The sequence below is a fragment of the Phycisphaeraceae bacterium genome (assembly GCA_019636555.1).
Classification (GTDB): Bacteria; Planctomycetota; Phycisphaerae; order Phycisphaerales; family UBA1924; genus JAFEBO01.
Window position 1 is genome coordinate 3,424,312 of sequence record JAHBXH010000001.1, and the last position, 24,310, is coordinate 3,448,621.

Consider the following 24,310-nt stretch of genomic DNA (forward strand, 5'->3'; position numbering starts at 1 on the left):
GGCGAGTTGCGCGAGGCGAGCGACGAGTCGTGACTCTGCGAATCCTCGAGTAGGAAGAGTGCGGCTTCGAATGCGGAGACGCTCAACCGAGCCAAACCCGGTGCAGTGCCCAGGGCCCCTGTTTGCCCCGAAGCTGTGCTGAGGTGGGAGCCGCGACGGAATTTGAATCGGTGGGTGCGCCTCAACAGGTCGTCTCTCGGCGGCTTTGGCTTCGGGGGGGGGGGGGGGGGGGGGCGCCAAGGCCGAACTTCCGCCCATATCCCAAACGGATTATCGGAACTGACGTTACAGACGCGCAAAGACGGAGAGGGAAACGGAGGTTTTGTTGGCACGCATCGCGGTCTCGGGGCATGTTTCAGATGGCTGATGTGTTCACTCCGCCGGGTTTCCTTGTCTTTTGGGGTTGCGACACATGAACGCCAAGGTTTCAAACGTGAAGACTCGCCGCCTGAACAAAGCCGTCGGCTCAATCGCCTGCTGCCTCGGGGCGTACGTTGGCGCGGTTTCGCTGTCAGCGCAAGATCAGGCTGCGGCGTTCCGGGCGCCACGGGCCGAAACGCCCGCGCTTGCTGCCGCGTACCCGGCGAGCGCTCGCACCCAGACACTCGCACAGAGCGTGCCGACTGCTGTGAAAGCCACGATCGCTACGGCCCGCTGATCGCGTTCGAACATTCCGATCCGGAACGAGCCCCGTGATCGCGGGGCTTTTTTCGCCGTGATGTCGCGCAGGCGGCTCTTGCGATGGAGCCTATTATTTGCATAATGACGCAACTACGCATAAAACACCGCCCCGCTTCCCCGAAGCAGGCCGCCTCCTGCTGCGCACCCATCGACGAGCTGCTGACGCCCGAGTTGTTCCGGGCGCTCGGGGATCCCACTCGCATCTCGCTGCTCGCGTGTATCGCCAAGTGCGGCCGCTCTTGCTCGGTCGGCGAGGTCGCGGAGTGCTGCTCGGTTGACTTCTCGGTTGTGTCGCGACATCTCGCGATCCTGGCGCGGGCCGGCGCGCTCGAAGCCACGAAGTCCGGTCGCACCGTGACGTATTCCGTGCGGTTCGCTCACCTCTCCGGGATTTTCCGCGCGCTCGCCGTCGCGATCGAACAGTGTCGCCCAACCAGAAAGGAAACCTCCGGTGGCTGCTGTTAGCAACATTCTTTTTCTGTGCACCGGAAACTCGTGCCGGAGCCAGATGGCAGAGGGGTTTGCCGGCGCCATGCTTGCCGACATTGTCCGCGCGTATTCCGCAGGTACTCATCCGCAGCGTTTGAATCCGTTGGCGGTGCGAGCGATGGCGGAAGTCGGGATCGATATTTCGAAACACTTTTCGAAGTCTCTCGCAGAGGTTCCAACGCCGGAGGTGATCATCACGGTCTGTGATTCCGCGCATGAATCTTGTCCGGTCGTTCCCGGAGTGCGTGTTCTTCATGTGCCGTTCGAAGATCCGCCGCGGTTGGCGAACGGTGCGCGTTCCGATGAAGACGCTTTGCCGCATTACCGGCGTGTCCGCGACGAGATCGCCAAGTTTGTTGCCGAGCTGCGACCGCGGCTGCTCGAATTGAATCTGAAGGAGGCTCGAACGTGACAAATGAAGAAAACAAGTCCTGCTGCGGCCCGGATTGCTGCGCCGAAACGGAAGCAAAGTCGTCCTCCACGGTTTCGGCCGATGTGCTCCGCGAGCATGTGCGAGCCGGCTACGCGCGAATCGCAAATGCCGGCGGATGGTCTGCGGCGCAAAGTGCGGCAATGCTCGAAGAAGCAAAGGCCGGGCAGGAGGCGAGAACCTGTTGCTCGCCCGCCGGCGGTTGCTGCGGCCCGGCGACATTTTCTCCGGAGCAATTGGCCGCCGCGATCGGTTACTCCGCTTCCGATCTGTCCGCCTCACCCGCCGAAGCCAACATGGGGTTGTCCTGCGGCAACCCAACCGCGATCGCTTCGCTGAAACCGGGCGAGGTGATACTCGATCTCGGCTCGGGTGGCGGATTTGACTGCTTCGTCGCGGGCCCGAAGGTTGGAGCCAATGGTCGTGTGATCGGCGTGGATATGACGCCGGACATGCTTTCCAAGGCTCGCGCGAATGCCGCGTCGTATCGCGCGCAAACCGGGCTCGACAATGTGGAGTTCCGTCTCGGCGAAATCGAGAACCTTCCGGTCGCGGATGGCTTGGTGGATGTCGTGATTTCCAATTGCGTGCTCAACCTTTCGCCGGACAAGCCGCGGGTCTGGAAAGAGATCGCCCGCGTTCTGAGACCGGGAGGCAGAGTCGCCGTGTCCGATTTGGCGCTTGTGCGGCCGCTGCCGGATTCGGTGCGATCCGACATCGAGGCGCTCGTCGGCTGCGTTGCGGGCGCGGTGCTCATAGAAGAAACCCGGGCGATGGCGGCGTCGGTCGGCCTCGGGGACATCATCCTGACTCCGAAGCGTCAGTACATCGATTCCATGACCGACTGGCAAGATCCGCTCTACAAAGCCATCATCGCGAAATTGCCGGCGGGTTCCAAACCTTCGGACTACATCACGAGCCTGGATGTCTCGGCTCGCAAGCCGTAATCGCGGAAGGGCCGACGGCTCTGCCCGGCAGGTCGCCGGACGCTGTGTTCGGCGTGTACGCTCTGCGCGATGCACATCGCCCAATTCGCGCTCACTGTTCGGGACTACGACGAAGCGATCGCCTTCTTCTGCAACAAACTCGGCTTCACGCTGCTCGAAGATACCGACATGGGCGCAGGAAAAAGGTGGGTGCGCGTGCAGCCGCCGTCTCCTCCGTCCGCGACTTCGCCGGCGATTCTGCTCGCCCGTGCCGCGAGCAAGGAGCAGCTCGATTCGGTCGGCAATCAGACCGGCGGACGCGTGTTCATCTTTCTGCACACCGACAACATCGCGCGGGACTTTGATCTCTACACCTCGCGCGGCGTCACGTTCATTTCGCAGCCCCGGCGCGAGGCGTTCGGAACTGTCGCGGTTTTTCTCGATCTCTATCGCAACAAGTGGGACTTGATCCAGCCTTCGGTCGGTCCGCGCACCTCCTGATCGCATTCCCAGAGAAGCACAACCATGGCGCTCACTCCCCAACAATCACGCTCGTTCGCAAGCCGCTGGTTTTCCGCGTGGAATTCCCACGATATCGATGCGATTCTCGCGTGCTACGACGCTTCGATCGAGCACAACTCACCATTCATCAAGCGATACAACGACGCCATCGGAAAAGGCGACGAACCGTCGATCAAGGGAATCCCCGACCTTCGAGGCTATTTTCAGCGCGCGCTCGATCGCAACCCCTCGCTCCGATTCGAACCCGCTGATCTCGCGACCGGGCTGGAGTCGGTGATCCTGACCTACCGGCGCCACAGCCACGACACGCCTCCCGGGGGCGAACTATCGGCGGAGATTTTCTTCCTCACCGAATCGCTCCTCATTCGTCGATCGGTGTCGCATTACGGCCGAGGGGACCCCTGAAGCCACGCTGCCGGGGAGTGTTACGCTTCATCATGGCGCAGTTGGCACCGAGATCGCAAGACTTCGATGACGCTTGGCGCGTGCCGCTCGCGATGTCTCTTGTTTTCGTTGGGGTCGCAATTGTCGGGCTCCGCATGATGGGTCGCGTCTGGTGGTGCGCCTGCGGTAATCCATCCCCGTGGGTTACCGACGTCTGGTCGATGCACTGCTCGCAGCATTTTCTTGACGCGTACACGTTCTCTCATGTTTCGCACGGCCTGCTTTTCTTCATAGCTTTCCGGTGGTTGCATGGCGCGCTTCCCGAACACTGGCAAAGAGCATTTACTCCAACTTGGTGGTTTCTCGGCGCGATTGCACTCGAGACTGGGTGGGAAGTCCTTGAAAATACGCCGTTTGTGATCGAGCGCTACCGGGCGCAAACCGCCTCCCTCAATTACGACGGGGACAGCATCGGCAATTCGCTGGGCGACATCTTGTCCTGCGCATTCGGCTTTTTCATCGCATCCAAAATCGGCGTACGGCGCACCCTGATTCTGTTCGTCGCACTCGAGGTCGTGACGCTGCTTTGGATCCGCGACAATCTCACGCTCAATGTGGTCATGCTTGTGCATCCGATCGAGTCGATCAAAGCATGGCAAACACCCCCGAATCTGCACTGATCGGAGTCTCTGCATGTCTGCAACCGCGCCCCAATTCATCTCGAAACTCTGGAACGACGCTTTCACGCAAGGTCTCTGGGCAGCCTCGTGGTCCAAGTCGATCGAAGGACTCTCGGCGTCACAAGCCTCGTGGCAACCCCCGACGAGCGACGGCGCTTCGCGGCGCCATTCCATCTGGCAGATCGTCCTGCACATGTGCCTGTGGCGCGAGCATTGGCTGCGCAAATTGAACGGCCAGACAACTCCCAAGGAAGTGCTGGAGCGCGAGAATTTCCCTGAGATCACCGACTCCTCGGAAGGCGCCTGGGCCGCGGCACGGGCGCGGTTCGTCGAATCCCAGAAGCGAATCGGGGCGGCACTTGCTTCAAACGACACGTCGGCCGAACACATGAACGCCATCAGCCACTTTCTCCCGCACGATTCCTATCACTTCGGCCAGATCAATTATCTGCGGGCGCTGCAGGGGCTCGCGCCGATCGAGTAGGCTTGTATCTCCAACGATCGACGCTCCACCCAATTCCGGAACTCCTCATGCTCGCACTCCGCATCGCTCTTGTTTCCGGCCTCGTACTCGTCGGCTGCTCCGAAACGCCGAAGTCCTCGGGGAGCCGCGCCGAGACCAACACGTTGGGCGAACCCAAGCCGCTCGATGTCAACACCCTCCCGCCGCCGCGGCACTCCGGGCTGATTTCCGACTACGCGAGGCTCAAACCTTCGCCCGAATTTCCGGGCACGCTCGTTTGGAGTTCTCCGAAACTTTCTCAATACAAGCGATTCATCGTCGATCCTGTGATCGTGATCCCGAGCGAGAGTTCGCGAGGCTTCCCGATCACGGAACACGACAAGCAACGGCTCGCCGCTGACTTCCGGTACGAGATCGTGGACATCTTGCAGGCGACCTATCCGGTCATCACGGTCCCCGCGCCGAAAACGGCGCGCGTGAAGACTGCAATTACGGAAGTGGCGCGTTCCGCAGGTCCGAACAACGACTGGTTCCGATGGGACGGCGGTGCCGCCGCAGAGATGGAGATTGTCGATTCTTTGACTGGCGAACCGCTTGCCTCTGCGATCGACTCGTCACTCGTCAAAACCCGAGAACCCGGCGTTGTCAAAGACCCTTATGCGGACACCAAGCTGGTTTTTCGGAATTGGGCGGCACGGCTCGGGCGCTGGCTCATTATGGCGAAATAGGCACACTTTGCGATCGAACCTTGGTAGAAACGAGGCGTAAGGCCGGGAATGAAATCACGACTCCCGCGTGCGAGACCAACGTGTGTCGCAGCCTGCGTGTCGACGCTGATTCTCGTTTCGAGCGCGATCGTCTTCGCAAACGTGATTCCGAGCGCCTGGATCGAATCTTCTGCCCCGCGAGGTCTTCTCGGAGCGGCGTCGTTCTTCGTGCTCACCTTCGAACCACACCTGGGAATTGTCGCCGCGCTCGCGATCATCGGTCTGCTTGTTCTGCGGAATTGGAGGGTCGCAGTCATCGCGGCGCCGCTTTTGGGGTGGACGCTCGGACCGATGGCGTGGTCATTGATGCGTCCCTCACCTTCGCCCATTCGTTCGCCGCTACACATCATGACCGCCAATCTGCTCGTCGGGCACGACGGCGTGGATGTGCTCGCGCGCCGGATCATCGAGTTGAATCCTGACGTGATTTTCTTTCAGGAGTACACACCAGCGAAAGCGAGAAGGCTGATCCCCTTGCTCGCGGGTCGATACCCCAACGTCGCCGAGGGCCTTCGAGATCACGCGTTCGGCTCCGCGATTTATTCGCGATTCCCTTTCCTCGAAGTTCCCGACCTGTATCCCCATCGATCCATCCGTGCGCCGAATGGGCTGGAAGGGCGCATTGGAGGCGAGGTCGGTGTTTGGGATCCGCAGGTTCGAGCGATCATCGAGCACGACGGCGAACCGATTGTTCTGCAGAACGTCCACTTCGCGCCTCCCATCCATCTTCAATACTTTGCCGAACAGCGCGCGATGACTCGCTGGCTTTGCGACTGGTTGAAGAGCGAAACCCGCGCGGTCGTGATCGCGGGTGATTTCAACAGCACCGATCGGAGTGACAATCTGCGCGAACTCGCGGCCGCGGGAGCGCTCGATACGGCTGGTATCGCCGGGCGCGGGTGGATCGGCACTTGGCCCTCAAGCGGACTCGCCGGCCTCGTCCCGATGCCAATCGATCACATTCTCGTTCGTGGGCTTCGGTGCTCCGCGGCGAGAGTCGGGGGCGATATCGCATCCGACCACCTGCCGCTGTTCGCCGAAATCGGACGCTGAACACACAGATTTCGGCTTCGGTACTCTTGTCGTACAGGAACGGACGTTGGTGTGCGCCTCATTCCTATGTCGGCGCGCCGTTCTGGTGGTGGACGATCTCTTTTGAAGGGTCGAAGCGTTGACATGAGCACCGGACGAGTCATTTCAAGAAGGCGCTCGCAAAGCCGGTCGCTCGCGCCGGATGCTTGTGTCTTTGCGATCAACGGCGGCTCTTCGAGCATCAAGGCCGCGGTGTTTCGTGTGAGGCAAGAGCCAGACCGGATCGCCTCGCTCCTGATCGAGCGGCTCGGCGCGGCGAGCACCCGGCTCGTGATTCGCCGATTCGAAGCAAAGGGGACCTCGGAGAGCGCTCGCTCCATCGGCGCGATCTCTCCAGCGGAAGCTGCCTCGCTGCTCGCAAAGGAGTTGCGAGCACTGTCGTGCGACGCTCCGCTCCTTGGAATCGGACACCGCCTGGTCTTCGGCGGTTCGGATTCTCCCGACCACCAGATTGTGACGAAGCCGCTTCTGCGCAAGCTCGACGCAGCCTCGTCACTTGATTCCGCGCACCTCCCCGCCGAACTCGCGCTGATTGCAGCATTTCAGAGGGAATTTAGGGGCATGGCACAGGTTGCGTGCCTCGATACGGCATTCCACCGCACGATGCCGCGGCTCGCGACGCTGCTGCCGATTCCGAAGCGTTTCTTTGACGCGGGTGTTCGGCGATACGGATATCACGGAATCTCGTACGAATTCCTCGTAAGAGAACTCGCGCGGGTGGAGCGATTCGCAGCGAAGCGCCGGCGCGTGGTGTTCGCGCATCTCGGATCCGGTGCGAGCATGGCGGCGGTTTTGGACGGACGCTCGATCGACACGACGATGGCGTTTTCGCCGCTGGCGGGGCTCATGATGGGCACGAGACCCGGCGACCTTGATCCCGGCGCGGTCATTCACATCGCCGAAAGGGAGCACTTCGATCCGCGCGCTCTCACCGAGTTCTTGAACAAGCGCTGCGGGCTGCTCGGCATCTCGGGGTCGAGCAACGATGTTCGAGAACTTCTCAAGCGGTGTGATCGCGATCGGCGCGCCGGCGATGCGATCGACTTGTTCTGCTGGTCGGCACGGCGCCAACTCGGGGCCATGATCGCCTCCCTCGGCGGCATCGACACGCTCGTGTTTTCCGGCGGGATTGGTGAACATTCACCAGAAATTCGCGCCGGGCTATGCGATGGCCTGTCCGGAATCGGCATCCGGCTCGACGCCAAGGCAAATCGCTCGAATAAGCCGCTCATATCCGATCGGCGCTCCGCCGTGTGCGTCCGCGTGATTCCCACGGATGAGGAAGTTATGATCGCGCGGCACGTCGCCAGGCTGGTCCGCGAGCGCCGCTGAAGGAGAATTGAAGATGCCCAAGCCGCCGACACCCGAGCTTCTCCGTCGGATGGACGCCTATTGGCGTGCCGCCAACTACCTCTCGGTCGGGCAGATCTATCTCTTCGACAACCCGTTGCTCAAACAACCGCTCCGGCTCGAGCACGTGAAGCCGCGCCTACTCGGTCACTTCGGAACAACTCCCGGTCTGAATTTCATCTATGTCCACCTCAACCGCGTGATCGCACGCGACGACCTGAGCGTCATCTACGTCACGGGGCCCGGACACGGCGGGCCCGGACTGGTCGCGAACACCTATCTCGAAGGCACTTACAGCGAGATCTATCCGAACATTTCGCAGGACGAGGCCGGGATGCAAAGGCTGTTCAAGCAGTTTTCCTTTCCCGGAGGCATTCCCAGCCACGTCGCTCCAGAGACACCGGGCTCGATTCACGAGGGCGGCGAGCTCGGATACGCCCTCTCGCACGCGTACGGCGCGGTTTTTGACAATCCAGATCTCATCGCGGCGTGTGTGATCGGCGACGGCGAGGCCGAAACCGGGCCGCTGGCAACAAGCTGGCACTCGAACAAGTTTTTGAACCCGGCGCGCGACGGCGCGGTTCTTCCGATCCTGCACCTCAACGGCTACAAGATCGCCGGCCCCACTGTTCTCGCGCGTATCCCGAAGGCCGAATTGCAGGCGCTCATGCGCGGATACGGCCACGAGCCCTATTTCGTCGAAGGTAGCGACCCCGCGAAGATGCACAAGCTCATGGCGAGCACGCTCGACAAGGTGCTGTCCGAAATCCGCAAAATCCAGAGCAAGGCGCGCCGGACCGGCTTCAAGCAGCGACCCAAGTGGCCCATGATCGTGCTGCGCACGCCGAAGGGCTGGACCGGACCGAAGGTCGTGGATGGCCTTCCGGTCGAGGGCTCGTTCCGCTCGCATCAAGTTCCGCTGTCCCACGTTCGCGACAATCCGAGGCATCTCAAGATGCTCGAACAATGGATGAAGAGCTACAAGCCCGATCAGCTCTTTGATGGGAACGGCGTGCTCATCGCCGAACTCGCAGAACTCGCGCCCAAGGGCGATCGGCGCATGGGCGCGAATCCTCATGCCAACGGCGGCATGCTTCTGAAGGATCTCAGGCTGCCATCGTTCCGCAAGTACGCCGTGAAAGTCGAGACTCCGGGCGGCGCGATCGCAGAATCGACGCGTATCCAAGGCGAATTCCTGCGCGACGTGATGAAGATGAACGCCGAGGAAGCGAACTTTCGCGTCTTCAGCCCGGATGAGACTTCATCGAATCGATGGCAGGCACTTTTCAAAGTCACCGGCCGGATGTCCGCAGCCGAAATCCTCAAGACCGACGAGCATATTTCTCGCGATGGCCGCGTCATGGAGATGCTCAGCGAGCATCAGTGCCAGGGTTGGCTGGAGGGATACCTGCTCACCGGGCGTCACGGCATGTTTTCGTGCTACGAAGCGTTCATCCACATCATCGATTCGATGTTTAATCAGCACGCCAAGTGGCTGAAAGTGACTCGCAAACTCGGCTGGCGCAAGCCGATCGCGTCGCTGAACTATCTGCTTTCTTCGCACGTCTGGCGGCAAGATCACAACGGGTTCAGCCATCAGGACCCGGGGTTCATCGACCATGTCGTCAACAAAAAGGCCGACGTCATCCGCGTCTATTTGCCGCCCGATGCGAATTGCCTGCTCAGCATCACCGATCATTGCCTGCGCAGCCGCAATTACGTGAACGTCATCGTCGCGGGCAAGCAGCCCTCGCAGCAATGGCTCGACATGGATTCCGCCGCGGCGCACTGCAAGGCCGGAATCGGCGTTTGGGACTGGGCGAGCACCGACCACGGAGGAGAGCCCGATATGGTCATGGCGTGCTGCGGCGACACCCCCACGCTCGAAGTTCTCGCGGCAACGATGATGCTCCGCGACAATCTTCCCGACCTCAAGATCCGAGTCGTCAACATCGTCGATCTCATGCGCCTTCAGCAACCATCAGAACATCCGCACGGGTTGTCCGATGAAGGCTTCGATTTGCTCTTCACCAAGACCAAGCCGGTGATTTTCGCCTATCACGGCTATCCGTGGCTCATTCATCGCCTGACCTATCGGCGCACGAATCACAGCAACATCCACGTGCGTGGATACAAAGAAGAAGGAACGACCACGACGCCCTTCGACATGGTCGTGCTGAATGACATGGACCGGTATCACCTCGTCATGGATGCGGTGCGGCGAATCGGGACGCTCGGTACGCCGGGGGACGACCTCGCTCAGCGAATGGCCGAAAAGAGACGCGAGCACACGCGCTACGTGCAGCAGCACGGCGAAGACATGCCCGAAGTTCGAGATTGGAAGTGGAACCCGGCGAAACGAGTTCCTTGATGCAACGATGGAACCCAAAGTGCTGCGGCGAAAGCAAACTCATTCACGAATCAGTGCGCTGCCACCGCGTGCTTCTTGAGCCTCATGGCGAGAGCGATGAGCGAAAACCCGGAAATGATCGCGAAGATTCCGAGCACGACCACCATCGCGAGCGCCCCCTGCCCCGGGAATGCGAGCACGTACACACCGAAGGCGATATCGATGAGCCCGCCGATGATGAGCGCCCACTCGTTCTTGATAACTCTTCGCAGTTGGATCGCGCCGACGACCTCAAAGATCCCTCGGAAGATCGCCCACACCCCGATGAACGTCAGCATCAGAAGCGCCGAGAGCGCCGGATACGCGAAGATCGTCAGCCCGGCCACGATGCTGAAGACACCGACGAGCACAAGCCACCAAGTCGGTGCGTAGGCACGCAGGCGTCCGGAGATCGCGGCGGCAAATGCGAACACGCCGTCCACGATCGCAAACGCAGCGAAGAGCCAGATCAATGTGCCCAGCGTCGCGATCGGCGCCGCGACCGCGATCACGCCGAAGATGATCGCACAAATGCCGCGCACCAGCAGCGACTTCCAACCCATGGCCAATGCGTGAACGTGGGGAGCGGTCGCTGCGGATGCGGGAGCAGAAGCGAGCTGCGTCATGGGGGACTCCTTTTGTCAGAGAGCCACCACACAGGCTCCGAATGAGTATCGCATCGGCCGGAAGCCGGCACAACAGACAACATTTGTCCACTCGCGGCACGTGCTACAGTTTCTTTGATGGCAGCAACTGTCTGATCCAACCCCCGTGGCCGCGATCTGCCCCCCGGAAGCGCCCTTCGCCTCCGAACACGAGCAATAGATCGCAATCTCCAGAGCGTCTCGGCTCCGGAGAGGCGTGTACGCGCGCACCCGCCGCGGGTTGGATCCAACCGGGAATCTTGATTCTCAGTCTTCCGACGCGCCAAGGCCCGTCGGCTTGCACGGTTGCTTTCACCAATGTCTCACAAGAGCAGAATTGAATCGAACGATTTCACCTGTATTCATTGCAACGCCCCGGTCGCCGTTCAGGCGTGGGGAACCAGGCATCGAAACCACTGCCCGCTTTGCCTCTGGTCGCGCCACGTGGATGATGAACCCGGAGACCGCGCGTGCGCCTGCCGCAGCGGCATGGAGCCGATCGCCATCGAAGTCCGCCAAGACGGCGAATGGGCGATCATCCACCGCTGCACGGGCTGCGGCATGATCGGGACAAACCGGGTCGCCGGCGACGACGAGGAGCGTTCGCTCCTGGCGCTGGCGCTGCGCCCGATCGCCAATCCCGCCTTTCCGCTGGATGGATTTCGCGGAAGAAGCGGGTAGTCCATCACCCGAGCATCAGGGGAGCCAGAATGCGGCGCGTATCCGTTCGGATATGCGATAGTGTGCCCGGAGGCTGAACATTATGACAATCTATTCGCGATTGCACGGATTGTTTGGCGAACGACCGACGGATGAGTCGCGTCGCGCGTTTCTTCGTGCGACTGCCGCGGCGGGCGCTGCGCTCCTGCTGCCCGCCTGCGCCTCCGGTCCCAAGTCGATCGCGAACAAGGCCTCTAAAGAAAAGGTGGTCGTGATCGGCGCGGGGTTCGCTGGTCTGTGCGCCGCGTATCAACTCTCGCGGGCGGGAGCGGGGGTCACCGTGTTCGAAGCGCGCGACCGCATCGGAGGGCGCGTGCTGACGCTTCGCGATTTCGTGCCCGGAAAGAAAGTCGAAGGCGGCGGCGAACTCATCGGAGCCAATCACCCGCTTTGGCTCGCGCTCGCCAGGGAATTCGATATCGAGCTCACCGATGTGAGCAAGGGTGAGGGAACACGCGATCCGATTGTGATCGATGGCCAAAAACTCGACTTTGATCGGGCCGCCGAATTGTGGGAGAGCATGAACGCGGCGTTGAGCCGGATGAACTCGCTCGCGAAAGACATCGATTCGAACCAGCCATGGCTGAGTGCGCGCGCCAACGAACTCGATCGAAAGACAATCGATGAGTGGATTCAGGACCTTGATGTCGATGCGCTGACCAAGCGGGCCTGCTGGGTGCTGCTCTCTTCCGACAACGGGCAGGATCCGTCGCGAATGAGCCTGCTGGCGCAGCTCGCGTGCGTGAAAGGCGGTGGGCTCGAAAAATTCTGGACCGAAACCGAATCCTATCGCACACTTTCCGGGAATGATCTTCTGGCGCGGCGATTCGCGGACGCAATCGGCGCAGGTCGCATCCGTTTGAACACGCCCGTGACTTCGATCGACACACGCGGCGCGTTCAACACCGACAGACGCATGCCGACGCGAGTCTTTCTTGCGAACGGCGAGATGATCGAATGCGATCACATCGTGTTCGCGACGCCTCCTCCCACCTGGGCCCGTATTGCGTTTGATCCCGCACTCCCGCCGGACTTGCTGCCGCAGACGGGATCGAACACGAAGTACCTCGCGCGCGTCAAGCGCCGATTCTGGCGGGACGACAATCTCTCTCAATACGCGCTGAGCGATCTTGACGTCGAACAAACCTGGGACGGGACCGATGGGCAGAACGCCGGCCCTGAAGCCTGTCTGGTCGGCTTCAACGGCGGCCCGGGCTCAGTTCACACGCTTGACTGGGCCCGGCAAACACGCGACTCGAACTTTGCCGGCATCCTCGAGCGCTTCTATCCGGGCTACAAAGCCAACTTCGTCGCTTCACGATTCATGGGCTGGCCTCACGAAGAATGGACACGCTGCAGCTACTCGTTTCCCGCTCCGGGCGAGGTTACAAGCATCGGCCCGGCGCTTGCACGCGGCGTCGGCCCGCTTCACTTCGCGGGCGAGCATTGCAGTTACGCGTTTATCGGTTACATGGAGGGCGCGTTGCAGTCCGGTGTCGCCGCGGCAAACGCGATCTTTTCGCCCGCGGCACGCGCGCCTTCCTGACGACAGTTTGCAGCGAACACCATGGAAATCACCCTCGCAAACTTCGAATCATGCGCAATCCCCAAGGAGGAATACACGCATCGCGCGCACCTCACCGTCGCCTATCTCTATCTGCGAACACACCCGCTCCCCGAAGCAATCAACCTCATGCGCTCCGGAATTCTCCGTTTCAATAAAGCCAAGGGAGTCGAGAACACGCCGTCGGGCGGTTACCACGAAACCCTGACCGTCGCCTGGATGCGGGTCATCCACAGCGCGATGAAGACATTCGGCCCGCTCTCGGGTCCCGAAGAATTCCTCACCCAGCATCCCCACTTGCTCTGCGTTTCGCTGATGCGGGTTTTCTATTCCCGAGCAAGGATCATGTCGGCGCAGGCCCGGGAATCATGGATCGAGCCCGATCTCGCAACATTTCCTGAATGATCGGTTTTTCGGCAATCGATCCGGCATTCACGCCCCAAAAACAGCGTTTGGCACACGATCGGGAATTGCAGCAAATCAGAAACGAAGGTGCACCATCCAAGACCCATCCGGCATCGAAGACGTACCGGAAACCAAGGGTTCCACGAACCCCGAGGCGCGTGCTTCGCGGACCTTGCCAGCGGAAACGACTATGCGCATTCTTCGGATGACCGTTCTGTTCCTCGCTTCCGCAACGATCGCAGGCGGGATTTTCTACCTGGCAAAGGCGGGCGGGCCCGATGCCGGCTACGGATACGGCAATGCCGCACTCCCGGCAAAGAGCGGCGAAACCTCCGATGAAAAAGGAACTCTCAAAGACATGATCAGCAAAGCCGGAGAAAAGAAAATCGACGGACCTCGCTACTCCAAGAGCGGCTACGACCTCACGCCTCTCACGCAGAAGCAGATCGACGACCTCGCGCAGAAACTCAAACCGGAAGAACGCGACGTCATTCTCGGAAAGGGAACCGAGCGTGCCTTCTGCGGCAATCTGACCGACAACCACAAAGACGGTGCGTATGTCTGCCGCCTCTGCGGCTTGCCGCTCTTTACGAGTGATCACAAATTCCATTCGGGCACGGGGTGGCCGAGCTTTTTCAGGCCGTTCGACAACGACCATGTCGCCTATCTCAAGGATTCCGCTTACGGAATGGAGCGCATCGAAATCCTCTGCACACGATGCTCAGCGCACTTGGGTCACGTCTTCGAAGACGGACCGGATCCCACCGGGCTTCGCTACTGCGTCAACAGCGTGTCCCTCGAATTTGTGGAGATGACAGGCGGCAAGCTCGACCTGCCGGCGGCAAGCCGACCTGTGAAGACTGAAACCGCTTACTTCGCCGGCGGTTGTTTCTGGGGAACGGAAGATTTGTTTCAGCAGGTGCCGGGCGTCATCGACGTGGTGAGCGGATACATGGGCGGGCACGTCAAAAACCCCACATACAAAGACGTCTGCTACACCGACACCGAACACGCCGAGACCGTGCGCATTGTGTTTGACCCGGCGCGCGTGACCTACCGCGAACTGCTCGCGAAGTTCTTCAAGTTTCACGATCCGACGCAGCTCGACATGCAGGGGCCGGACCACGGCCGCCAATACCGGAGCGCGATATTCGCATCGGATGAGTCTCAACTGGCTGAAGCGAAGAAATTCATCGCGGAACAGAGCGCAAAACCGAAATACCGGACCCGCAAAATCGTTACCACGATCGAACTCGCGAAGGAGTCGGGTGACGCCGGCGGTTTCTGGATGGCGGAAGACTACCACCAGGATTACCACCTGAAGCACGGCGGGCACTGCGCGATCCCTGCGCCCGACGACGATTGATCTCGCCGTACGCGGTGCGATGAAGGAATGTTTATCAGCGGTTTATTTGCTCCTGAGTCGTCTTCGCGCTCCTCGATTTTGTAGAATGAGCGCATGACCACCGGCCCAAAAAAGGAAGCCGTTGGGACAGGGGGCGCTCTCGGGAAGGCTCAGCTTCAAGCGCTGGGTGTTGCGCTCGGATCGGACCCGATGAGCGGCGTGGCGATCTTCGGTCCCGGCGGCGCGGTGGTTTGGGCCAACCCGCAACTCTCGAGAATGTTCCGCGGGCCGGACGCGACACCCGAACAGGCCATCGGACGCAAACTCAAGGAAATCTATCCGGAATCGTTCGCAAACGAAGTGGCCTCGGTGATCGATCAGTGCGCCGCCAGCGGAAAATCGGCTCTCATTCGCATGATCTGGCGCGGCGAACAAATCTACACATGGGCACAGGTCATCTCTGCCGAAGCAGACGAAGGAACAGGTGAACATCAGGTTTTGACGATCAGCCGAAAGGTTCGTGGTGACGAGAACGCCAAGGACATGTTCCCCACCTCCGACTTCGAAAAGCTCGACATGAAGGTTATCGATCTCGGCGCTCTCGACGTTCTAAGCACGCGCGAGCTCGAAGTTCTCGCGCTACTCGGGCAAGGACTTTCGGCTGCCAACATCGCCTCCGTGCTCCACCGGTCTGTGAAGACGATCAATACGCACCGGGAGAGCATCGGCAAAAAGCTGAAAATCGACGATCGCGTAAAACTTGCCGCGGTTGCGCAAAGAGCCGGACTCCGCCTTACAGATGCCACTCGGGAAAGAGCCTGAGACCGTGGTATGCTTCCCTCATGCACGCCGACTTTCACCCTTCCCACGGCACGGGTTCGGAGTCTTCGCTTCCAGAGGGCGTTGCGCCCGCTGAGCTAAGGGCGGTTTTTGCAGCGATCGGAGCCGACCCCATGATCGGGGTCGCGATTGTCGGCGAGGACGGACACATCTTCTGGGCAAACCCGCAGATTGCCAAGATGTTCTTTGGTGAAGGAAAGTCGTCCCACGACACCATCGGGAAGAATCTTGCGGACATGTACCCCAAGCCATGGGTGGAAGAGCGCCTGAAACTGCTGAAGCACGCCGGCGACACCAAGAAGCCGGTCCAGCTGCGTTCGATCTGGGAAGGAAGACAGCAGTACTCGTGGATCCACCCGCTCGAAGCCGAGGCGGCAGACTCCATGGAACCCGGTGAACAGCACGGCGGCCCGATGCCCCGCCGCTTCCTCGTCATTACCAAGCGCGTCAGCGGCGAAGGAAAGGCCGAAGAACTGACCCGCACCGACGGCTTCGACAAAGTCGATAGCGAGGTCATCGAACTCGGCGCCCTCGATGTTCTGACAAGCCGCGAACTCGAGGTGCTCGCGCTCCTGGGTCAGGGCCTTGCCGCGGCAGAAATCGCAAAGCTGCTGCACCGCTCGGTCAAGACCATCAACACCCACCGCGAAAACATCGGCCGCAAACTAAAAATCGACGACCGAGTAAAGCTTGCAAACGTCGCTCAGAGGGCCGGACTACGGATCGCCGACGCGGAAAAAGAGCGGGTCTAGTTTCTTATCGAACCTTTCTTCGAGTCCACAATTCTGTGGATGGACGTTTCCGTGTTGTGCGACGATTGATCCTCTGCTAAATTGTTCCGCCAATCGCGCGCCACCGGGGAACGCGGTCGGAACGTTCAAGCCGAGGAGACTCTGCCATGTTCGGACGGGTGGGATCGATTGGTGGCGCGATCGTTCTGCTGATCGCGCTCTTGGCCGGTATCGGAAATGTCTATCTGAAGAAGAGCCGGGTCAGCGACGATTATCGCAAAGAGGCGCACGCGCTCGTTGAGAAGTGCGACTGCTACTCAGCGAACAAGGATTACTGCGACTGGCTTGTCGATGTGACGCATGACGAAGTCTTCGAGCACAGCTACAAGGTGAAGTTTGCGCCCGGCGGGCGATTCCGCTCGACGCGCGACCAAAGCACGTTTGACGAGGGTGCCTACGCCGAAGAACTATTCGACGGCATGCTCGCCCGGGCAAAAGACGACAAAGCTGAAGCGGTTGTCGCGTCGCTGGAAAAATTGAAGAAGCAGCTCTTCGAAGAAGAGCCCGAGTCCGCTCCGACCGCGCCGCCTCCTGCGGCACGGCCTCCTCAGCGGAAGAAATAGCGCCCCCTATTTCGTGCCCGAGATTTCTAGAACGTACACGCTCCTCGGTCCGAGCTGATTGACCGGAACGTAGTCCGCGATGCCGCCCTTTCCGACCACGCGCGGCGGGGCCGGATTGATCTGGGCCCCGGTCTGCAGCAGTTCGCGGGGCGGCGCGACCTTGGCGAACGGGCCCGATGCCGCGCGGACGCGGCATCCCTGCACGGGCTTGTCCGAGAGATTTGCCATGACCATGATCGTTTGGTCGCCTTCCGTCCGCGCGAACGCATACACCGACTTGTCGCTCGCTTCGAGCGCCGTGTAATCGCCTTTCGCGAGCGCTGGGTTGTCCCGACGCAGCCGTATTAATCGGCGATACAAACTCAGCAGCGAGTTCGGATCGGACGATTCGGCCTGAACATTCTTCGTTGAAGCATCGGCGTTCGCCGCACGCCACGGCTTCCCGGTCGTGAATCCGGCGTTCGCGCCCGCCGTCCACTGCATCGGCGTGCGAAGATTCTCGTCGGGCTTGTCCCCCACCACGCCGAGCTCCTCGCCGTAGTACATGAACGGGATTCCGGGCTGCGTGAAGAGCAGGCTCGCCGCGAGCTTTGCTTTCGTGAAATCATCGCCGAAGCGCGTCATCACGCGCGTCTGGTCGTGGTTGCTCAGAAACGTGCAGAACTGATTGCGTGGGTACGCCTTCCACGCATTCATCGTCGCGTCGCGCAGCCGCTTCGCGTCCGCGTTGTTCACGGCATCGATGGTCGCGAAAGACACATCGAATTCAAAGCAAGTGTCAAGCTGATCCGGCACGTAGCTCGCGATCGTCGCCGTGTCGGTCCAGACTTCGCCGACCGTAAACGCAGTTGGATTTACCGACTTGTAGAACGTGTGCCAGTTGCGGAGCCAGTCGTGCGTTTCCTTGGTATTTTCCTGCTGCTGGCCGTCTTCGATGAGGTGACGGATCGCATCGAGCCGGTATCCATCCACGCCATAGTCCTTGAGCCAGAACTCCGTGACCTTGCACATCTCTTTGGTCACTTCGGGATTGCGGTAATTCAGGTCGGGCATGTGGCTCGAAAAAATGCCGTAGTAGTACGGGCCTCCGCCGCCGGTGCTCCGCCTGCCCCCCGCATCGGCCGCGTTGAACCAGACTTCCTGATTCCACGGACCCTTCCACGCCGGCTTGCTGTTCGACCAGATGAACCAGTCGTGCTTGGGATCTTTCGGATCGGCCGCGTTCTTGAACCACGGATGCTGGCTCGAAGTGTGATTGAGCACGAGATCAAGAATGACGCGGATCCCACGCTTCTTGCACTCGTCGAGAAACCGCTTGAAGTCCGCGTTGGTTCCGTGCTCGCTCTCGATCTTGTAGTAGTCACTGGTCTCGTATCCGTGGTACGTCGGACCTTCGAAAACGGGCATCAGCCAGAGTGCGGTCGCGCCAAGATCAGTGGTCGTATTCGGATCACCGTCGTTGATGTAGTCGAGCTTCTCGATCAGCCCCGCGAAGTCGCCGATTCCGTCGTTCGCGAGCGGCCCCTGCTCCGAATCTTTGAATGAACGCACGAACACCTGATAGAACACCGCTTCGTTCCACCAGTTGTCCATGCGCTCGCCCGAGCGATCGGCGAGCCCGGGCTTCTTTGAAGCAGATGACGGATTGGTCGTCGCCTGGCCGAACGCCGGACACGCCATCGAAACGCCCGCAATCAGAGCAAGGACGGTGGTTCGCATGGTGGAAGGGTAGAGGATCGCGGACGATACGTCTGTCCCGCCGCACGAACCGTGCACCGGCTGCCCAGTGTCCACGACCGCGTTCATCAATCGTGGCCGTTGCGCGGAACGAACTTCGTCGCGACCGCCGAGCTATTATGAATTGATCGGACGACGCAATCTCATGCTCGCACGCTCAATCATTTTCCGTCTTCTGCTCGCGATTGCCCTCGCTCTGGGCGGTCCGGTTTGCCTCTGCGCTTCGGCGGCTGCGAAGTCGGACTCCGGAGCGATGTCGTTGTGCGGCGACAGTTGCGGCTGCTGCAAATCCGAGACAACCGGCGGCTGCCACGAGTCAGTCCCCGGCGATCAACCGAGACATCACAATTGCGCCGGTCTCGGGCTGCAGGCGATTCCTCTGCCGCCGGATTCGACGATCGCAAAGGCAAGCCCGGTTGTCGCTCCCGTCGTGTGGGGCGTTCCGATCGCCGAGCGGGCGGACGAGGCGGCCCACGCAGCTTTTGATATCCAGCGCACGGTTGTCAGACCCGCGACTTCGCTTCTGCGCCAGCATTGCGCGCTGATCGTCTAGCAGATCGATACGCCGCCGAAGAGGCGAGTTGATGGCGGCCCCTCCCACTGGCCGCTCGCGCGAATCGGTTCCTTTCTTTATTCCATGCAGCACTGCGTCCGCAAGTTCGCGGGCGTTTGTTCGGATTCACTCCGTCAGTTCGGGCGCCTCCGCCGGCGACCCAACACGCTCCCCTCATTTTCAAACGGTAATCAGGAGCTACACGATGACAACTCTCTCCGCTCTTCGTTCCGTGCTTGTTTGCACGATCGCCTTCAGCGCCGGACCCGCGTTCGGCCAGCATGATCATCACTCGCCCTCTTCGACCGATGAGTCGAAGCAACACGGCGCCCCCGCGGCCGATGCACCCGCGTCGCAGTCCAACAACCGGATCGGCGATCCCTATCCGCTCGGCATGTGCCCGGTATCGGGCAAAAAGTTCGGCGCGATGGGCGACGCCGACATCAAGGTCTACGAAGGGCACGAAGTTCGCTTCTGTTGCTCGAAGTGCCCACCCAAATTCGAGAAGGATCTTCCCGCGAGCACCGCCAAGCTCGATGCCAAGATCGCTGAGGATCAGCGGCCGCTCTACCCGCTCACGACTTCGGTCGTCACAGGGAAAGACTTGCCCGCGAAGCCGTACGAATTCGTCTTCGGCAACCGTCTCATCCGACTCGGCGCCGAAAGCGAAAAGGAAATGTTCTTTCAGAACCCGAAGAAGTACCTCGCCGAAATCGATGCCGCGGCAATCAAGGCGCAGACCGACACCTATCCGCTCACCAAGTGCCCCGTGAGCGATGAAGACCTCGGCGGCGCGATGGGCGAAGCGGACAGCATCGTCGTCGGAGGTCGGATGATCCAAATCTGCTGCGCCGACTGCAAGTCGGGCATCGAAAAAGACCCGGCCAAATACCTCAACATGGTCGATCAGGCCCGCAAATCAAAGTCCGTTGATTCCGAAGCGGGCAACGACAAGAAGAACAGCCACGGCGAACACATGCACGGCGACAACTGAGAAACCGATGCACGCTCGCTCACTTTCACTCTCACCATTCTTCCTCCGGCGGGCAAACGCCCGCGCGGGGGACTTCTCGCGATCACGGTCGCGCATATGCCCGCTCAAGTCTCGGAGATTCTCATGAAGCATCGAATCCTGCTTGCAATACTGCTCACGCTCGGGGGCTGCACGATGACGTACACCGATCCCGTGCTCTCCAGCGACAACCCGGCAAATCCGGTCGCGCTTGAGTCGCCTCCGCCGCCGCGCTCGAGCGCTCTGGATCTTGCCGCGGCAGAACCGGTCTACGCGCCGAAGAAAGAGACAGATCACTCCGGCCATGGAATGAGCAACATGGCGATGCCGCCGGAGCATGAATCCTCCGCGGGACAAAGCACGTCCGCACCTTCGAATTCCTCTGCATCGCAAGCGCCCGTGATCTACTCATGCCCCATGCATCCCGAGGTCACGTCCGACAAGCCCGATCAGCGCTGCCCCAAGTGCAACATGAAACTCAAGCCGATATCCGCCATCAAAGCAAAGCAAGGAGAGCCAAAGTGAGAACCAAAGCGCCGCTCGCGGCGATCCTCGCTTCCTCTCTTCTGGCCGGCTGCTCGTCGATGAAGCCCGGCCTCGGATTCGACGATGTGAAACAAAGTATCGCCGAGCGATCGGGCGAACAAGTTCATTGGAACAACGGAACACCCGAGGATGCGCAGGCAAAGGCCGCTGTCGCGACGATTCTCGAAGGCGAACTCACCGCCGATCAGGCCGTGCAGGTCGCGCTGCTCAACAACCACGAGTTGCAAGCAGTCTACGAGGAACTGAATCTGGCCCAGAGCGATGTGGTGCAGGCCGGGCTATTGAAAAACCCGGTCTTCAGCGGCGATTTCCGCTTCGGCGTGAGCGGCGTCGGACCCGGCGTTGATCTCGGAATCGCCCAGGATTTCTTGAGCCTGTTGGCCATGCCGCTGAAGAAGGGGCGAGCCGAAGCCGCGTTCGAGGCCGCCAAGGTACGCGTAACCGCTGCGGTGCTCGACACGGCCTTCGAAGTACGAACCGCGTTCTACGACTATCAAGCGGCGCGTCAGATGCGCGAAATGCGCGAGACCGTTGTGGAAGCGACCGGGGCTTCGTACGAACTCGCCGGCCGCCTGCGCGACGCGGGAAACATCCGCGAGCTCGATCTCTCCAACGAACGAGCGCTGAAGGAGCAGTCCAAGATCGAGTTGGCCGCGGCTCAGGCCGAGGAAATCCACCTGCGCGAGCGCATGAATGCGCTCATGGGCCTGTGGGGATCGCAAACATTGTGGGTCGCCGCCGCACGACTACCCGCGCTCCCCGATCAACAGCCCCCGCAGGACGGGCTCGAGGCCAAGGCGATCCGAGCGAGCCTCGACCTCGCTCTCCTGCGCAGAGAAGCCGAAATCGCGGCACGATCCGCGGGCATGGCCAAGCCTTTCGCCTGGCTCGACGGCACCGAGATCGGCGCCGCGAGCGAACGGGAGCTCGAAGGCGAATGGTCCGTCGGGCCTTCGCTCGCCGTTCCGATTCCAATCTTCGATCAGGGTCAGGCGGCACTCGGTGCCGCACAGGCTCGCTACAAACAAGCCGCCGAACGCACCATCGCCCGAGCGGTCGAGATCCGCTCGCGCGTGCGTGCCGCACAAAGCGGAGCTCTTTCTGCGTTCGAGCGAGCCCGCTACTACGAGAAAGTCATTCTGCCTCTGAGGCAGAAAATCCTCGACGAGACGCAAGACCAGTACAACGCGATGCAGATTTCCGGCTTTCAGCTTCTGCAGGCCAAACGCGACCAGATTGCCGCGGGCGCCGAGTACATCGCCTCGGTTCACGGCTATTGGCAGGCCAAATCCGAGCTCGACCAGATCCTGAGCGGACGCATGACCCCCTTCGAACGAACGACCAGAACAGCCGGCGCCATTTCCACGAGCACGGGCGCTTCTGCAACCGGAGAACATCAGTGAACAACAACAACAACAACAACAACAACAACCCAACCACGGTCGCTCCGCGCGGATCCAAGCTCGCCTTTTCCCGCAGGAACATGCTCACCGCGGGGGCTATTGCCGGCGGCGCGTTGATGCTCGGAGGTAAAGCTCGTGCCGCGGAGTCGCCCTCCACGCCGCCCGATCACAATCACGGTGGGGCACACCCCGCAACACACACCCCGCGATCGGGCGAACACTTTCCCCCCGGCGAGCCCGGCCGGGACTACACGCCGGTCGTCGTGCCCAACGGATGGACTCTCCCATATCGGATCGTCGATGGCGTGAAGGTGTTTCACCTTGTCGCAGAGGATGTCGAGCACGAATTCGCGCCCGGACTAAAGGCCAATTGCTGGGGTTACAACGCAAGCGTGCACGGTCCGGTCATCGAAGCCGTCGAAGGCGATCGCGTCCGCATCTTCGTCACCAACAAGCTCACCGCGCCGACAACCGTTCACTGGCACGGCGTTCTCTTGCCCAGCGGGATGGACGGCGTTGGCGGTCTGACACAGCGCGCGATCCTGCCGGATGAGACTTTCATGTACGAGTTCACGCTCCGCCAGCACGGCACGCTGATGTACCACAGCCACCACGACGAAATGACCCAGATGGGCATGGGCATGACCGGTCTTTTCATCATTCACCCGCGCAATCCACAGGACCCGCGCCCAGACCGTGATTTCGCGCTGATGCTCCACGAATGGAAGATCGAAGTCGGCGCGAGCCGGCCCGATCCGAACGAGATGACCGACTTCAACACGCTCACGATCAACGCCAAGTGCTTTCCCGGAACGCAACCTCTGATCGTCAAGACCGGCGACCGAGTGCGCATCCGCATCGGAAATCTCAGCGCGATGGATCATCACCCGATCCATCTCCACGGCTACTACTTCATTCTCACCGAGACCGACGGCGGCGTCATCCCCGAGTCCGCCCGCTGGCCGGAGACCTCGGTGCTGGTGCCGGTCGGCTCCACGCGGACGGTCGAGTTCGTCGCCGACAACCCGGGCGATTGGGCGATGCATTGCCACATGACTCACCACGTCATGAATCAAATGGGTCACGGAATCGCCAACATGATCGGAGTACAGCCCGGCGATCTCGATGCGCGAATCCGCAAATTGCTTCCTGGATACATGACGATGGGAGAAAACGGCATGGGCGGCATGACGGAAATGGGCATGTCGGTGCCGCAAAACAGCATCCCAATGGTTGGCGGCGTTGGTCCGTACGACGAAATCACCATGGGCGGCATGTTCACAATTCTGAAAGTTCGGGATGAGATCGCGAACCTGAATGAAGACCCGGGGTGGTACGAGCCGCCCCCCGGAACGATGTCTCTGCCCGCGACGAAGGAATCGCTCGAGCAAAGCGGAGTTCGAGCGGACGGAGCGAGCGCGCCGCGCGCTCCTGCCGCGGCGACGAAATCCTGGATTCTTCCCCCGCCGCTGCGGCGTGCGCCGGGCGCTCCGCATCATCACGGTCACTAGAAGGGAGCGAGAAAAACATGCCAGGCGAATCTCGCCGAGCCGACCTTTCGATCGAGGGAATGAGCTGCGCCTCGTGCGCGAACACCATCGAACGGCGCCTCGCCAAGCAGCCGGGAGTGCTCTCGGCAAGCGTGAACTTTGCAACCAAAGTGGCGACGGTGAAGTACGAACCCGCAACGACCGCGCCCGAAAAACTCGCGAAGGCCGTCAACGATCTCGGGTACAGAGCAATCCCTCCAACTTCGGACTCGCCGCTTCCCGCGGACTAGCAGGCTGTTGAAAAACTCCAACCAGTCGCAATTTCGAACCGTCATCTACCCTCGCGACCCGGGTCTGAGGGCCAGAAAGTTGTCTGCAATGCGTCGGCGCAGCGGGCAAAATCAGAATTTCAACAGCCTGCTAGAGCGCGCCCGACCCGAAGCGAGCTCGGTTCGTCCCGTCGAGCAACCCGAGACTTGTCACTCGACCGGACTCTCGATTCCTTGGTACATTGAACCACGCGT

At 60.9% G+C, this 24,310-nt stretch carries 27 protein-coding genes; 25 read left to right on the forward strand and 2 right to left on the reverse strand.

The genetic code is table 11. From position 1 onward, the window contains the following. Positions 1 to 412: 412 nt before the first annotated feature. The 12 genes from KF691_14715 (at position 413) to KF691_14770 (ending at position 10,155) form a co-directional block, all read left to right on the forward strand. Complete coding sequence (locus tag KF691_14715) at positions 413 to 658, forward strand: hypothetical protein (protein ID MBX3390697.1); 246 nt, start codon at positions 413 to 415, stop codon at positions 656 to 658. Between the two features lie 104 nt (positions 659 to 762). After that, positions 763 to 1,146, forward strand: a complete 384-nt coding sequence (locus tag KF691_14720; protein MBX3390698.1) for a helix-turn-helix transcriptional regulator — start codon at positions 763 to 765, stop codon at positions 1,144 to 1,146. Beyond that, the gene (locus tag KF691_14725) at positions 1,133 to 1,582 is read left to right on the forward strand and encodes an arsenate reductase ArsC (protein ID MBX3390699.1); all 450 of its coding nucleotides are present in this window, start codon (positions 1,133 to 1,135) and stop codon (positions 1,580 to 1,582) included. The genes KF691_14720 and KF691_14725 overlap by 14 nt, the downstream gene beginning before the upstream one ends. Continuing rightward, positions 1,579 to 2,547, forward strand: coding sequence for an arsenite methyltransferase (arsM, locus tag KF691_14730; GenBank protein ID MBX3390700.1), 969 nt, complete (start codon positions 1,579 to 1,581; stop codon positions 2,545 to 2,547). Before KF691_14725 ends, arsM begins: the two co-directional genes overlap by 4 nt. Before the next feature lie 69 nt (positions 2,548 to 2,616). Further along, entirely contained in the window at positions 2,617 to 3,027 is a 411-nt protein-coding gene (locus tag KF691_14735; protein MBX3390701.1) for a VOC family protein, read from the forward strand. Between the two features lie 24 nt (positions 3,028 to 3,051). After that, a complete protein-coding gene (locus KF691_14740; GenBank protein ID MBX3390702.1) occupies positions 3,052 to 3,453 on the forward strand; it encodes a nuclear transport factor 2 family protein in 402 nt (133 codons plus the stop codon). A 32-nt stretch (positions 3,454 to 3,485) separates the two neighbouring features. Further along, complete coding sequence (locus tag KF691_14745; GenBank protein MBX3390703.1) at positions 3,486 to 4,112, forward strand: DUF2585 family protein; 627 nt, start codon at positions 3,486 to 3,488, stop codon at positions 4,110 to 4,112. A gap of 13 nt (positions 4,113 to 4,125) precedes the next feature. Then, entirely contained in the window at positions 4,126 to 4,596 is a 471-nt protein-coding gene (locus tag KF691_14750) for a DinB family protein (GenBank protein ID MBX3390704.1), read from the forward strand. Positions 4,597 to 4,643: 47 nt separating this feature from the next. Next, entirely contained in the window at positions 4,644 to 5,303 is a 660-nt protein-coding gene (locus tag KF691_14755) for a DUF3313 domain-containing protein (GenBank protein ID MBX3390705.1), read from the forward strand. 96 nt (positions 5,304 to 5,399) lie between these two features. After that, positions 5,400 to 6,395 (forward strand): endonuclease/exonuclease/phosphatase family protein, encoded by a 996-nt coding sequence (locus tag KF691_14760; protein ID MBX3390706.1) that lies wholly within the window; start codon positions 5,400 to 5,402, stop codon positions 6,393 to 6,395. Positions 6,396 to 6,518: 123 nt separating this feature from the next. Beyond that, the gene (locus KF691_14765; protein ID MBX3390707.1) at positions 6,519 to 7,766 is read left to right on the forward strand and encodes an acetate/propionate family kinase; all 1,248 of its coding nucleotides are present in this window, start codon (positions 6,519 to 6,521) and stop codon (positions 7,764 to 7,766) included. A 13-nt stretch (positions 7,767 to 7,779) separates the two neighbouring features. Further along, complete coding sequence (locus KF691_14770) at positions 7,780 to 10,155, forward strand: phosphoketolase family protein (GenBank protein MBX3390708.1); 2,376 nt, start codon at positions 7,780 to 7,782, stop codon at positions 10,153 to 10,155. Positions 10,156 to 10,205: 50 nt separating this feature from the next. Here KF691_14770 and KF691_14775 read toward each other — a convergent pair whose 3' ends face one another. After that, complete coding sequence (locus KF691_14775; GenBank protein ID MBX3390709.1) at positions 10,206 to 10,799, reverse strand: HdeD family acid-resistance protein; 594 nt, start codon at positions 10,797 to 10,799, stop codon at positions 10,206 to 10,208. A gap of 336 nt (positions 10,800 to 11,135) precedes the next feature. On the opposite strand from KF691_14775, the gene KF691_14780 reads away from it, so the two are divergent. The 7 genes from KF691_14780 to KF691_14810 all read left to right on the forward strand — a co-directional run bounded on the left by KF691_14780 (position 11,136) and on the right by KF691_14810 (position 17,045). Continuing rightward, the gene (locus KF691_14780; GenBank protein MBX3390710.1) at positions 11,136 to 11,498 is read left to right on the forward strand and encodes an RNHCP domain-containing protein; all 363 of its coding nucleotides are present in this window, start codon (positions 11,136 to 11,138) and stop codon (positions 11,496 to 11,498) included. A gap of 82 nt (positions 11,499 to 11,580) precedes the next feature. Beyond that, the gene (locus KF691_14785; GenBank protein ID MBX3390711.1) at positions 11,581 to 13,083 is read left to right on the forward strand and encodes an FAD-dependent oxidoreductase; all 1,503 of its coding nucleotides are present in this window, start codon (positions 11,581 to 11,583) and stop codon (positions 13,081 to 13,083) included. 21 nt (positions 13,084 to 13,104) lie between these two features. Beyond that, on the forward strand, positions 13,105 to 13,506 hold the full coding sequence (locus KF691_14790; protein ID MBX3390712.1) for a hypothetical protein: 402 nt from the start codon (positions 13,105 to 13,107) through the stop codon (positions 13,504 to 13,506). Between the two features lie 190 nt (positions 13,507 to 13,696). Continuing rightward, on the forward strand, positions 13,697 to 14,872 hold the full coding sequence (locus tag KF691_14795) for a bifunctional methionine sulfoxide reductase B/A protein (protein ID MBX3390713.1): 1,176 nt from the start codon (positions 13,697 to 13,699) through the stop codon (positions 14,870 to 14,872). Positions 14,873 to 14,965: 93 nt separating this feature from the next. Continuing rightward, complete coding sequence (locus KF691_14800) at positions 14,966 to 15,673, forward strand: PAS domain-containing protein (GenBank protein MBX3390714.1); 708 nt, start codon at positions 14,966 to 14,968, stop codon at positions 15,671 to 15,673. 20 nt (positions 15,674 to 15,693) lie between these two features. After that, the gene (locus KF691_14805; protein MBX3390715.1) at positions 15,694 to 16,443 is read left to right on the forward strand and encodes a hypothetical protein; all 750 of its coding nucleotides are present in this window, start codon (positions 15,694 to 15,696) and stop codon (positions 16,441 to 16,443) included. A 146-nt stretch (positions 16,444 to 16,589) separates the two neighbouring features. Beyond that, a complete protein-coding gene (locus tag KF691_14810) occupies positions 16,590 to 17,045 on the forward strand; it encodes a hypothetical protein (protein ID MBX3390716.1) in 456 nt (151 codons plus the stop codon). A 6-nt stretch (positions 17,046 to 17,051) separates the two neighbouring features. Here the strand turns inward: KF691_14810 and KF691_14815 are convergent, their stop codons facing one another. Next, complete coding sequence (locus KF691_14815; GenBank protein ID MBX3390717.1) at positions 17,052 to 18,764, reverse strand: DUF3459 domain-containing protein; 1,713 nt, start codon at positions 18,762 to 18,764, stop codon at positions 17,052 to 17,054. Between the two features lie 163 nt (positions 18,765 to 18,927). On the opposite strand from KF691_14815, the gene KF691_14820 reads away from it, so the two are divergent. From KF691_14820 to KF691_14845, 6 genes are all read left to right on the forward strand, one after another. Beyond that, complete coding sequence (locus KF691_14820) at positions 18,928 to 19,335, forward strand: hypothetical protein (protein ID MBX3390718.1); 408 nt, start codon at positions 18,928 to 18,930, stop codon at positions 19,333 to 19,335. Between the two features lie 205 nt (positions 19,336 to 19,540). Then, positions 19,541 to 20,329, forward strand: coding sequence for a hypothetical protein (locus tag KF691_14825; protein MBX3390719.1), 789 nt, complete (start codon positions 19,541 to 19,543; stop codon positions 20,327 to 20,329). A 123-nt stretch (positions 20,330 to 20,452) separates the two neighbouring features. Then, positions 20,453 to 20,872 carry a hypothetical protein gene (locus tag KF691_14830; protein MBX3390720.1) on the forward strand — a complete coding sequence of 140 codons (420 nt, stop codon included), beginning with the start codon at positions 20,453 to 20,455 and terminating at the stop codon, positions 20,870 to 20,872. After that, on the forward strand, positions 20,869 to 22,296 hold the full coding sequence (locus tag KF691_14835; protein MBX3390721.1) for a TolC family protein: 1,428 nt from the start codon (positions 20,869 to 20,871) through the stop codon (positions 22,294 to 22,296). The genes KF691_14830 and KF691_14835 overlap by 4 nt, the downstream gene beginning before the upstream one ends. Then, a complete protein-coding gene (locus tag KF691_14840) occupies positions 22,293 to 23,807 on the forward strand; it encodes a copper oxidase (GenBank protein ID MBX3390722.1) in 1,515 nt (504 codons plus the stop codon). Before KF691_14835 ends, KF691_14840 begins: the two co-directional genes overlap by 4 nt. A 17-nt stretch (positions 23,808 to 23,824) precedes the next feature. After that, complete coding sequence (locus KF691_14845; GenBank protein MBX3390723.1) at positions 23,825 to 24,076, forward strand: heavy-metal-associated domain-containing protein; 252 nt, start codon at positions 23,825 to 23,827, stop codon at positions 24,074 to 24,076. Positions 24,077 to 24,310: the final 234 nt, after the last annotated feature.